Genomic DNA, 12,722 nt, shown 5'->3' on the forward strand with positions numbered 1-12,722 from the left:
TTTTTTAAATCAAAGGTGAATTCATTCAATGAATTCACCTTTGATTTCTATACTATTTTATTAAAACTTCCTTTATCACTAATTTTTGAAATTGGTATACTTCTAAACTCAAAAGTATTGTAAGAACTGCTCACGGTAAATTCAACTATAGGTCTTGTATGTGGAATTAATGCTAAATCCCATGCCATACCATCAAATTCATTATACTGCCCATTAATCGTTAACAATTTATTCGTCATCCCTGAAGGCTGAATCTGCATATTTACAAACTGATTGCCGCTGCATTCATTTGGAATCGTTTCGCTTGAAGTTAATACGACTGCATTTACACAATCATCAATTGAGAAATTGATAAAACGGTTTGCATTTACCCAGCTGTAGCCGCTGGCAGGTTTGACTGCCTGAAGCTTTACTGCTGTATTGAGTCCTGCAAAATTGATATTTTCGAAGTTTACAAAGGAGATTTCATGACCTGTGCCGTTTGAGTAGAGAGAAAGGCCTGTTCCTTTATAGCTCTCACTCCAATTTATGATATTTACGTTTTCAATTTTTGTTTTGTTCCAGGTGTTGTAGTATTTGTACTTTCCGTCCAAATAAATCACAACTGAATTAAATCTCGAATCATCTATTGCGATATAAGCACCTGAAAGAGATGCATTTTTTTGCAGCTCAATGACGCGGAAATTACCATAGACAATGAAACGGGAACCGTAATTGAATAATAGTTTGACACCCGCTTTAATCACAATTGGACCCGTAATAATATAATCCCTATTTCCAAGCTCCACTAGCTTATCTGCATTGTTCTGTGCGTAATCAATCGCTGCCTGTATTTTGGCTGAATCGTTCGCGCCTTGAAAATTTTCTACTAACACACTCATATGTTCACGTCCTGTATGAATTTGAATTTGCTACTTTGCCGTTCTATTATTCTCACAGCGAAGTATTACTATATTCTATGTCGAATTCTGCTGATTGCTACGTATTTTTATAGAAGAAAAAGCCCGCTGAAATAGAATCAGCGGGCAAAGAAAAACGACTATTTATTTAGATTAGGAGAATACGTATTCTCCTCATTCGCCTTCACCATAAATTCATATTGAAGGAGTCTTACTTCGAAGAGGCGCAATGGATCGTAATAGATTTCCGGACTTGCTTTCATTTTTTCAAGGGTTGCTTTTGAACTTGCAATTTCATTTTCTGATTCTTTAATGGTCTGTTCCACATACAGAATCGGATTTTGGAAGAACATGATAATGTCCGCTTTTAGAGCTTTTTCAAATAAGTCAAATTCGAGGAAGAATTTTTTTGAAATTTCTTCTGCTGTGTCCTCATAGTTTTTGCTTTCAACATATTTTTTATATTGGTTGTACAGCATTGATTTATTTTGAGGCATCGCAGCGAACAGTTTCCCTGCGCTTTTCAGCAGGAATTCTGTCGGCTTGAATCTAAGCAGGATATTCTGCTCTTCAACATCCGCTCTGCTTGTCATTCTGTTTAAATCACGGCGCCAGTCTTCAATGACTTTAAAATCACAGAGAAGCTTCATTTTTTCTTCGCCGTATAAACCGTTGAAAGATTGACTCATTTCGTCAAGATATGCCTGACTTTCATTTAGCTCTTCATTTGATTGTGCAAGCCATTCACGGAGAGCTGTCTGAAACCTTGGAATCAGGTTCTGATGAACATAGGCGTCAATTTCTTCATTCATTTTCTTGTTTAAGGTGATGTGAATCTGGCTGAAATCGCTGTTTTCGCTGATATGAGCTGAACAGTTGCGCAATATTTTCGGCAGCTGCACAGCCATGTCTCTTTTCATCTCGGCAGTTACTTCACGATAGGAAGCTGAAATGGATTTTGCTTTTTCCTGCTCCACATCTCTTAAATGATTCATGAAGCCGTTCAGCCTTACTAAGATATCCTCGTTCCATTTAACCGACTCTACTAATCGATTCTCCATCTGAACCCGTTTGTTCAAAAGATCCGTGAGTGTCTTGCGAATGAAATAAAGCAGTTTTGCTGTGCGTTTCTCTTCAAGCTTTGCATCCGATCTGCTGAAAACAGTATTTAAAAATTCTCTCAATCCAGCAAGATGATCAGGTGAAAAAGCAAAAACCTGTGACTGCGGGAAGAACTGGTTGATGGTTCCCTGCAGCTCTTCTGCCAATTTCCACTGTTCAGATGAGTGATTCAGGATAAAGTGAAACGGTGTATCATGTCCATATTCCTGAAGCTTCATCAGCAGTTCAAGCTCGTGCTCGTTAAAAGGCGTATTTTTATCAAGGACGAACAGCATTCCGTCTGATATCGGAAGAAATTCAGCTGTTTGTTCTACATCTAAAAGACGGTCAAGTTCAGGTGTATGCAAGAACACCGTCTTGTTTTCTTCTAATAGAGCAGATGGCCACTTCACTTCAATCCACGTATTTTCTGATTCCTGATACTCGGGATTATCAGATATCCTTTTGATCCCGGCATCAGTAATTTCATTCATCTCCGCCAAATCACCTTCAGATCGTACAAATACAGGTGAACCCGTGCGGCTGACCAGATTTTCGTGAAGGATATGATTAATAAAATCAGATTTGCCGCTTTCAGCAGTGCCGCTGATTAAAAGATGGGATGTCTTTAGATCAGCAAGCCCGGAAACAAGCCATTTCTTTTTATAGCCCACTTCGATATGGTTATTCTCCGACCAAGAAACAAGAGACTTAAATAAATCCAGGCTGTATTCAAGACTGATGCTGTCATGTTCAGAATCAAAAATCAGCTTTTCCGCTGTCTTAAGACTCTCTGCATCCATTGCTGCCGGGAAAATTTCATTCCATGCAAGCACGGCAGTTGCTGCAAATAACGCTTTTGACTGATTAGCAAGCTTTTGCCAGTTTGCTAATAAGACAGGAACGATATCCTCTAAATCCCTTACCAAATATGTGCCATTTATCACACTTAAGTAAGTGTTCTGATGGATATCGGACATCTTCGTCCAGGATTCAAACGGCTGCACCTCAACATTAAGGAAAATGGTATTAACGGTTTTCAGCCATGATAAGTAAGATTCTTCATTGCGGTAGCTTTCCCACAAAGAAGCCGTAACCTTCTGAAATAATTTTTGATTAATTCGGAACAGCGAAATAAGCGGCTGATAAAAGTATTCCGGATCAAACGATTTCGTATATCCCGCTTGAACATACTCATCCAGCAGCTCAAACCATTGAAGCGATTCCGTCCGCATGCCCTCACTTACAGCAAGCTCCACGGCATTCTTCCAGTCCTGCTGATCCTCATAGAAAGATCGGGCAAGATCCGTTACATTCGGATAATCAGAATTTATATCCAGTGCCTTTTTAATAACCTTATATGCAAGTTCAATCTTGTCTCTTACTAGATAGAGTGAAAATAATTCAAGCGCCACTTCCATCTTCAAAGTCTTCGAATCACTTTGAATGGATGTGTAAATATCCTCTGCAGCTGAAAGATGACCAAGCGCATAATAAGAATCCGCAATATTTTTCTTAGCCCATGGCTCTAATTCATTGCTGATATTTTCCCACTTGAAAATAGCTGTCTCATAATCTTTGTTGTGAAAATAAACCTCGCCTTGCGCGAAGCGAATAAAGGACAGATCATATACTTCCTTTGCCTGCTCCTCGAAATAAAGTTCGCCAAGCACCTGTACTGGCTGAGCGGAAGCACTGTCTTCCATAAACCTTTCAAAATATGCTTTATGAATCAACTGTTTATCGTTTGTCATTTTATCCTCCACCTAACGTACACTAGAAACTTATCTATAATAGTCTATTCTATCAAAAGATGCATTTAGAATGCTTTATATGTGTATACCCGTTTTGCCGATTTTTACACTACAAAGGATCTAGCCGGAATAGCCACTGCTATTTCACTGGGCTTTAAGTTGGAATTTAGATGTATGATTATCCGAATTTCATTGAAATAATGGAAAACACCGGAAATTAAAAGGAGAATAATTCCTTATATAGTGGTCGAGTGATTCTAAAGACTTATTTTACAGGTAAAATAAACCAACTTGTCGAAACCCTTCTCTATACACCGCATACTTCCCTTTTTTAATCATGTAGGATCTGTCCCCATTTCAAAGAACAAAAAAGAGAGGATTAATCTCCTCCCTAATTCCAAAATATTATTACCATGCCCACTCTTCTATAAAACTCAGCCCTTAAAAAAGTTCTGTTTCTTCTTCATCATATCCAGCTCCTGCGGAATAAGCAGCTTTGATAACGGGGTGTCCGGATTTAATATGATCCCTGTTTGTCCATCTATCTGGTTAAGCACTTCTTGAAAAGATACAGCAATGGCTGTACTGTTTTTGAACATTTTCTCAATTGGAAATTTTGAAGAAAAGACAGGCAATAGCTTCCGGGTTTTCTTCTCCATTATCTGAACCTGCTTCAGCGAAAATTCATCTTGTCGATCGGCATTTAGTTCACTTGTTTGCTTTTTAATCAGCCAAATTGTACTTTTCCCGAGTATTTCGTAAAAGTCAGCTATTTTATCGCTGTTACTCATGGCATCAATCAAAGCTTTTTCTAAGGTGTTGAATGGATTGCTCATTTTTCTCCGAATCCTAAAATCGGGCTCTTTTTCTCTGAGATGTTTACTTCTGCAAAATCAACGGTTTTTATATACTCATATTTTCCGAGTGATGAAAATCCAAGTTCATCCACTGTATTTGGATCAATGGATTTCAAGATGACTGTTTGAGCTGCCTCATTGACGCCTTCTACAATAAATTCCCGGCCTTTATAAATGGCATAAGGTTTATACTCATAGGCATTCTCTAATTCAGATTGAGCAATTTCTTTAATGAAAATGTTCTTCTTCAATCCTGCTGCCTGAAATCCCGCTCCTTGAGCTGCTTTGTCACGCGTGCGCAAAGTGACCTTTCCGCTTCCTTCAGGGATGATTGAATACTCTTTCCCTTTATAGATGCCGTATTCTCCTTTTTTAATCATGACTGTTTAACTCCTCTATACTGTAAAATCTTTGATCATATTTATCATAGATTCCAACCAGTTCTTCTACGCCATCTTTGAAAACGTAGATTTCACCGGCGCTTGGTCTCGCGTTATTTCCATAAACCGTTTCAAACTCAGGGACAATCTTACCATTTTCAGCCGCTGTAAATCCATGCCCAGTTTGAGGATAGCTGATATATTCATTAGGCTTTGCTGCATGAGGGCTATTAAACTCTTCTGCATATGGGATCTTTAGACGTTCGCTTTGTTCTGTTGTAAATCGGATCACAGCGTATTCTTTGTCAGGTGAAAACGGTGTGTTCGGATAGTCCATCCGCAAGGAATTGTACATATCTGCAGACGATGTAATGTCTCTGACATCATCCATCTTCGCTATGCATCCGCCGACGTCTGTAAGTTGACCAGATAAATACAGCGCTAGCTTATCCTGGTCAATGACCTTCTGTAATACGGTTGAACTATTGACAGCCGGTACAGCTTCGCGGACTTGATGCATTTTGTCCAATTCCTCAGGCGTTAAATCCTTGTAATATTGGGCTTGAAGGGTTAAGAATTCGTCCTTTGAAAGCCCCGCTTCATCAAGCACCAAATCAATCTCCGCTGCAAACCCTTTTCCCTGCGAAAGCTTTGAATAATCAAAACTCGTATCCACCCCGTGAGTCGCAACTTTCGGATTAGAGGATGTCCCATCTGGCACTTTTGTCAGCTTCGCAGCTTTTCCAAGCTTATCAATTCCCTTGCCTCCGAGAATCCCAAGTCCAATAGAGACGACTCCATATGTAAAGAATTCCGTACGACTGTATACATCACCATTTATTACTTTTGTTTCCCAGGCTTCGGAGAGCGTGTTCCACATGGATTCAAGGGTTTCAAGGGGGTGAATGATGGCATCCCACATGGCTTCATATGTTTCCCATTCTGTAAGGGATACGAGCCCGTCCCAGGCATCTGTAAGCCCATTTTTAGCACCATCCCACAGACCGGAGAAAAAACCGCCCCAGCCCGAAGAAGCAGACGATTTGGCGGCCTCATCTGCTTCTCTCATGCCATTTGCGGTGTTTTCAATTAATGTTTTTGCATCTTGCGTCAGTGTATGAAACCGATTAACGAGATGACGGATCTCTTCCTGAAGATCAAGAGCCCTGTCTACACGTGCAACAGAGGTAAAGCGCAGTCTGGCAGATTCCCAGTTTAGCAGATCAAGTGCATCTCCCGTATAAGAACGCGATTGCTCAATGCGCTGTGCGAAATCTTCAAGTTCTTCCGGTCTAATTTTAATTTCCATATGCGGTCTACCTCTCCTTTATCCCTTAAAACCAATTGCAGCGCTGTATCAGGCTAAGCCAGCAGCCAGCTCTCTAAGCCTTCCGATTTCATTTCTAAGTTCCTGAAAAAGCTCATCCTTCATTTCGTATATATGATGATAAGTGACACGAATGTCATCTCTAATACTTTCATAGGCTAATTTTGTCTGTCCCGTCCATTCATCTGCATACTGCTGATGAAGGTTATGAAAATGATAAACGCCGTCATCAAACGTACCCATTGCATTCTTAATAGCAGCAAGGTACGCTTCGAGTTCATCTGCATCCCGGTTGTATTCGGCCTGCTTTCTCTTTCTCTCCAAGTCTTCAAAGAAGTCTTCGATCGTATCCAACAAGTTCTTTCCACGTCCTTCTTCCTGATTTAGAAGCATCTTATAGTTATGTTAAAATATGGGGATGAATCCGGCAACTATCTATTAAACTATTTTTACACATAGGCGAATATGACTAGAAAAGAAATTATCCTTTCCTACTATTAGAATATATTGAAAACTTCACGTCTTTTATTCCGATAAAATGACCTTATTTTAGGACATAAACGCGTTCAGGTCTGCCAATTGTTCCATAGGATAAATCAGCAGCAATTTTCTCCTCGGAGATGAGATGTTCAAGGTACCTCCTTGCAGTTGTCCGGCTCACGCCGATTTGCTTTGCCACGGTTTCAGCTGTTAATCCCTGTCCCGCATCCAGCACTTCCATGACTTTAATCAGCGTCAGTTTATCGATTCCCTTTGGGAGCATGGGTTTTTCATAAATGTCCTGCTGCTTATACAGAAGTTTGTCCACTTCTTCCTGACCCATCATTTTGTTTTCCGATCTGATTGCTTCAAGCTTGAGGTAGTGGTCTTCGTATCTTTTTAAGGACTGCTTGAACCGTTCAAAAACAACAGGCTTGATAATAAAATCAAACACTCCGATTGTAATGGCTTCCTGAACGGTTTCAATTTCCCGGGCAGCTGTTATCATAATGACATCTGTTTGCCTATCAAGCTGCTTGATTTCTTTCAATAAATCGCATCCGTTCATATCCGGAAAATACACATCAAGCAGGATTAAATCAGGTTTTAAAATATCAATCAAGCTTTTTGCTTCAGCATAATTAGCAGCAATTCCGATGGTCTGAAATCCCTTAATCTGCTCAAGAAATCTTCTTTGAATCTCAGCAATCCTTAAGTCATCTTCAATGATCAGCACCTCAATGGCTTGATTCATGATCATACCCCCTGCTTTTTGGAATGGCTACAGTAAATGCTGTTCCTTCTTCTTTCTTCGATGAAAACGTGATCGTTCCTCCCGTTTTTTTCAAAGCCTGCTGAACAAGACTCAGTCCGATGCCTGCATTTTTGTCCCTGCTCTTTGTAGAGAACCCCTGCTGGAATATGCGCTCGAAATGTTTCTCCGCTATACCTGGTCCATTGTCTTCAACTTCAATAATCAATTCTTTGCCCAGATCTGTTAAAAAGAGCGATACCTTTTTATCACCATCTTCTTTTTCTCTGACAGCGTCAAACGCATTATTCAGCAGATTGCCAAAAATGGTGATTAACGCATCACGATTCAGCGAGTCGGGAACATCCTGAAAGCTGCTTCCTTCATCTATGGAAAACTGTATTTTTAATTCACTTGCCAGACTGATTTTCCCTAAAATAAATCCCGCTAGAATAGGATCGGGAATTTCCCTCATGATGAAGCCAATAAATCCCTGTGTGACATTTACTTCTTTTGAAATAAACTCAATCGCCTCTTTGTAAGAACCCAATTGGATAAGTCCAAGTAGGGTATACAGCTTGTTTGAATATTCATGCGTCTGCGCTCTTAAACCCTCCGCATATGCTTTTACGTGGGACAGTTCCTTCAGCACCTGTGACAGCTCGGATTTATTCCGAAAGCTAGCTACAGCGCCTATAACTTCCCCTCTTTTATCAAAAATAGGAATGCGGTTTACAACGAAAACCTCCTCCAGAATGATAAATTCCTGATCGTACTCAGCTTGACCGGAATCAACCACCTGCAGCAGATGAGTATCTTTAATAATCTCTTCAATCCGCTTTCCTCTTAACAGAATCTCATTTGGAATCTGCAGGATTTTATGGGCATTTTCATTTACCATCGTGATTTTCCCATCGGTATCAATTGCAATGATTCCTTCATGAATGGACTCTAAAATAGCATGCTTTTCCTGATACATCCATGCAATCTCACGCGGCTCAAGGCCGAATATGGCTTTTTTTATATTTAATGAGATTAATAATGCCGAAATAATTCCGCCTATTAAAATGATGATCGTAAAAAATAAGATTTTATTTTCAAGATTTGTCAGCTCTTTTTCAATATCTTCCTGAAGAAACCCAACAGAAACGACTCCAATCACTTGACCGTTCAGGTCGAATATAGGTGCTTTTCCTCTAAGAGATGGCCCAAGGGTTCCGATGGATTCAGAGATGACAGTTCTTCCTTTAAATACGTCGTCGTTATCTCCGCCAACCATTTTTTCGCCCAAGCGATCCTCATCAGGATGTGAATACCTGAGTTCCTCAAGGTTTCCTACGACAATAAATTCCGCCCTCACCTCTTTGCGGATTTTCTCTGCGATCGGCTGAATGATTTCAGACGGGTTTTCCGCTGAGAAAGCTTCACCGATCTCAGGCATATAAGCGATCGTTTCGGCAATAGACAGTGCCTGCATTCCTTTATCCTTTTTCAAATTGGTCTCCATGATGGATTTAAACGTTAATTCAAATATCCCTGCCATCAGGACAACTACCAGGCAAATCCCTATCATCAGCTTAGTATGTAATCGCATTCATTCACCTCAGCTTAATCATAGTAAAAAAACTCCTTATTAAAAAGGAGTTTTTTAGCCCTCTACGTTAATGATGACATCCTTTCCCCGTTTTTTCATCAAAACAGGAATCAGCAGCCATAGTGCCGTAAGAATCAAAAAAGATATGGAAAGAGGGCGTGAGAAGAAAATGCTGTAGTCTCCATTTGAAATAGTTAGTGCCCTTCTCATATTGTTTTCTATCATAGGGCCTAAAACCAAGCCTAACACCAGAGGAGCAATTGGGTAATCATTCTTTGTCAAAAAGTAGCCGAGAACACCGCATGCAAGGAGAAGGAGTAAGTCATAGACTGAGACCTGCACCGCGTATACACCAAAAATGGAAATGGCGACAATAATGGGAATCAAGTACTTTTTCGGTGTTTGAATTATTTTTGCAAACACTTTAACAAGCGGCATATTTAATGCTAGAAGCATAACGTTTCCTATAAACATACTTGCAATTAAGCCCCATGCAACTTGAGGATGATCTTCAAAAAGCAGCGGACCCGGCTGAATGTTGTACATCATCAGGGCACCCATCAGAATCGCAGTTGTCCCAGATCCCGGAATGCCAAGCGTTAATAAGGGAATCATCGCGCCGCCAGATGCAGCGTTATTCGCAGATTCAGGTGCAGCCACACCAGCAATCGCACCCTTGCCGAACTTCGATGGATTCTTGCTGATTTTCTTTTCCATGATATACGAAAAAAATGAAGCCAATGTAGCGCCGGCGCCCGGCAGTATCCCGATGAAAAAACCTAAAAATGAACCTCTTGCAATCGGACCTGCTGATTCCTTCAATTCATCTTTAGAAGGAAAAATGTTATTGATTTTGGCAATTTCCGCATCTTCCTCTTCTTTTTCAAGAATCGTCTTAAAAACCTCTCCTAATGCAAATAAGCCAACAGCTATCGTTAAAAATTCAATGCCCTGATAAAGCCATGGGAAATCGAATGTAAATCTTGCAACACCTGAAACATTGTCCACTCCAATCGTTGCGAGCAATAAACCTGTGATCGTCATGATGAGAGCCTTTGTCACCGATTTTCCTGCCAGACCGCTGACTGCTGCGATGCCAAGCAGCATTAGTGAAAAATATTCTGCGGGTCCAAACTTAATGGCTACGCTTGATAAAGGCTTTGCCAATAAGATAAGGGCAATAAGCGTTACAATTCCGGCAAAAAAGGATCCGATTGCAGCGATGGAAAGAGCACTTCCCGCCCTGCCGTTCTTTGCCATTTGATAGCCATCAAGTGTGGTGACAACAGAGGATGATTCCCCAGGTGTATTTAAAAGAATAGACGTTGTGGAGCCTCCGTACATCGCTCCGTAATATACACCTGCAAGCAGAATGATGGCGCTTGTTGCCGCTTGTTCCGGCGGCAGTCCCCCAGTCATAGAAGCTGTGACCGGTATTAAAAGGGCTACGCCGCTCATCGGCCCGATTCCAGGCAGCACGCCCACCGCTGTCCCTATCAGGACCCCCGCAAAAGCAAAAAGGATGTTATACCAAATGAAGGCTGACTGAAAGCCCTGCAGCAGATAATCAAGAGTTCCCATCGTGCATTTCCTCCTTTCATTTCCTTAAAACCATACCGGAAAGCTCGGCAGGGTCCCTTTAAGAACAACAACAAATAAATAATAAATTCCCGCAGAAAAACAAGCAGATATCACAATTGATTTCACCCATTGCCCCCGTTCCATTGCTTGAAAACATATGAATAGGAAGACAAATGTCGTGATGACATAACCGATTGTTTCCAGCAGCGCAATATAAAGCAAGGTTGCAGCGAAAATAATAATGAATGCTTTGATCTGCAAAGGTTCCTTTTTTCCGTATTTCTTTTGATAATGAAGGGTTTCATAAAATAAACGCAGACTTAGCAGAAAAAGGATAGCACCGAGAAAGAACGGAAAAATATTAGGCCCGACAACACTTCCATAAGAAGATTCTGCGATCTGCATACTGCCGTACATAAAGAGCGCTCCGACTGTTAAAAACAAAACGGCTGCTGCTCTGTCAAAATGGATTGACATCTGAATCATCCTTTCATATAAGAAAAGCGGAATCGCCCGTTTAGCGCAGGCATGACAAATAAGGATCCGACAGAAAAGGCGCTTTTTGCCAATACTTTCGGAGCTGTTCTGGCCGAGGAGCCTGAACGATTCCGCTTGCCATCGAAGCGCAAAATTTTATACTTTCTTATCTGTTAAGAAAAGCGGAAGCACCTTGTTCTGACCGAGGATCTGGGCGCTTCAGCTAGACATAGAAACGCTAAATTTTATTCTTACTTAAAACTTGAAGCAAGAAGAAGCCTGTCTCCTTCTTCAGCTTCAAAATCATTTCGCCATTCCCACAGCCTCAAGAAGGGTCTGCACTTGTTTTTCCTGCTCTTCTAAAAACGTTTTAAAGTCCTTGCCATTCTTATATTCCATTTCCCATCCCTGTGTTTCGACTTCCTTTTTCCATTCCTCTGACTGGACTAATTTATTTATTGTTTTATCCCAGTATTTATAGGCTTCATCAGACATTTTCTCTGGACCAAATACCCCGCGCCAAATGGTGAATTCTGCTTCAATGCCCTGCTCCTTCGCAGTTGGAAGATCTTTAAGCTCGCCTTGAAGCCTTTCGGGTGCTGTTGTTGCCAGAACTCGTACCTTGCCTGCCTTTAAGAATTCTTTAACGCTTGATACATCCGTTCCGATCACATCAGCATTGTTCCCGAGAAGAGCTGTAATGGCCTCCCCTCCCCCATCATAGGAAACATATTTCAACTTTGTCGGATCCACTCCATCTGCATAAGCAGGAAGAATCGAAATGAGATGGTCCATAGAACCAGGTGCAGATCCTCCTGCAAAAGTAAGCTTGCCCGGATCTTTTTTCACATCATCCAATAAGGATTTAAGATCTTTGTATTTTGAATCTTCTTTCACAACAATTGCCCCGTAATCCTTCGTCAATTGGGCAAGCGGTGTTGTATTTTTGTACCCGTACGGACTGTTCCCCTCTTTTTTCAGGTTATTGATAATAACAGGAGGCGAATTGACAAATAGCCGGTCATTATTTTGAACATCCTGTGTGGCATATTCGGCCATGAATACCGCTCCGCCTCCGCCTGGTTTGTTTTCAACTGTGAGCGGCTGATCTACAAGCTTGGTTTCACTCAAGACCTTCACGAATGACCTCGCCGTTAAATCCCAGCCTCCTCCGGCACCTGATGGCGCGACAACCGTTAAAGCCTTTGTTGGATAGCCTGTACTGCCAGAAGCAGCTTTCTCACCGCTGCTGCAAGCACCTAAGGTTAATGCAAGAGCGCCTGCACAAATGATCATGGATACTTTTTTTAATCCGAACATATAAATCCTCCTTTGTAAGCGTTTTCTTAATTTTACAGAGGATTCTGAAAAAATATAGTTTATACAAGTAAAGAGCATAAAAACCTTTAGTTCCTTTTTGTCCTTTTTGTTCACGGGTGAAATAACAGCTGAATTCATTTGAATAAATGGCTCGGGAAACATATAATTGTAAAATGAACTGATGATTTATGGATATAATGA

General features: G+C 40.9%; 11 protein-coding genes. All 11 read right to left on the bottom strand.

The genetic code is table 11. From position 1 onward, the window contains the following. Window positions 1-47: 47 nt before the first annotated feature. Complete coding sequence (locus GJU41_RS13840; RefSeq protein WP_070879600.1) at window positions 48-881, bottom strand: hypothetical protein; 834 nt, start codon at window positions 879-881, stop codon at window positions 48-50. 158 nt (window positions 882-1,039) lie between these two features. After that, entirely contained in the window at window positions 1,040-3,754 is a 2,715-nt protein-coding gene (locus GJU41_RS13845) for a GTPase domain-containing protein (RefSeq protein WP_070879599.1), read from the bottom strand. 434 nt (window positions 3,755-4,188) lie between these two features. Then, window positions 4,189-4,590 (bottom strand): SseB family protein, encoded by a 402-nt coding sequence (locus GJU41_RS13850; protein ID WP_070879598.1) that lies wholly within the window; start codon window positions 4,588-4,590, stop codon window positions 4,189-4,191. Beyond that, window positions 4,587-4,991, bottom strand: coding sequence for a hypothetical protein (locus GJU41_RS13855; RefSeq protein ID WP_070879597.1), 405 nt, complete (start codon window positions 4,989-4,991; stop codon window positions 4,587-4,589). Before GJU41_RS13855 ends, GJU41_RS13850 begins: the two co-directional genes overlap by 4 nt. Beyond that, complete coding sequence (locus GJU41_RS13860) at window positions 4,984-6,300, bottom strand: WXG100 family type VII secretion target (RefSeq protein WP_070879596.1); 1,317 nt, start codon at window positions 6,298-6,300, stop codon at window positions 4,984-4,986. Before GJU41_RS13860 ends, GJU41_RS13855 begins: the two co-directional genes overlap by 8 nt. Before the next feature lie 48 nt (window positions 6,301-6,348). Continuing rightward, complete coding sequence (locus GJU41_RS13865; RefSeq protein ID WP_224771189.1) at window positions 6,349-6,675, bottom strand: hypothetical protein; 327 nt, start codon at window positions 6,673-6,675, stop codon at window positions 6,349-6,351. Between the two features lie 187 nt (window positions 6,676-6,862). After that, a complete protein-coding gene (locus tag GJU41_RS13870; RefSeq protein WP_070879594.1) occupies window positions 6,863-7,552 on the bottom strand; it encodes a response regulator in 690 nt (229 codons plus the stop codon). Then, window positions 7,536-9,143 (bottom strand): ATP-binding protein, encoded by a 1,608-nt coding sequence (locus GJU41_RS13875; RefSeq protein ID WP_070879593.1) that lies wholly within the window; start codon window positions 9,141-9,143, stop codon window positions 7,536-7,538. Before GJU41_RS13875 ends, GJU41_RS13870 begins: the two co-directional genes overlap by 17 nt. Before the next feature lie 54 nt (window positions 9,144-9,197). Beyond that, the gene (locus tag GJU41_RS13880; protein WP_154318978.1) at window positions 9,198-10,724 is read right to left on the bottom strand and encodes a tripartite tricarboxylate transporter permease; all 1,527 of its coding nucleotides are present in this window, start codon (window positions 10,722-10,724) and stop codon (window positions 9,198-9,200) included. 24 nt (window positions 10,725-10,748) lie between these two features. After that, window positions 10,749-11,201, bottom strand: a complete 453-nt coding sequence (locus GJU41_RS13885) for a tripartite tricarboxylate transporter TctB family protein (protein ID WP_070879591.1) — start codon at window positions 11,199-11,201, stop codon at window positions 10,749-10,751. 303 nt (window positions 11,202-11,504) lie between these two features. Further along, window positions 11,505-12,521 (bottom strand): Bug family tripartite tricarboxylate transporter substrate binding protein, encoded by a 1,017-nt coding sequence (locus GJU41_RS13890; RefSeq protein WP_070879590.1) that lies wholly within the window; start codon window positions 12,519-12,521, stop codon window positions 11,505-11,507. Window positions 12,522-12,722 lie beyond the last annotated feature (201 nt).

Origin of the sequence: Metabacillus idriensis (genome assembly GCF_009674765.1) — a bacterium.
Classification (GTDB): domain Bacteria; phylum Bacillota; class Bacilli; order Bacillales; family Bacillaceae; genus Bacillus_P; species Bacillus_P idriensis.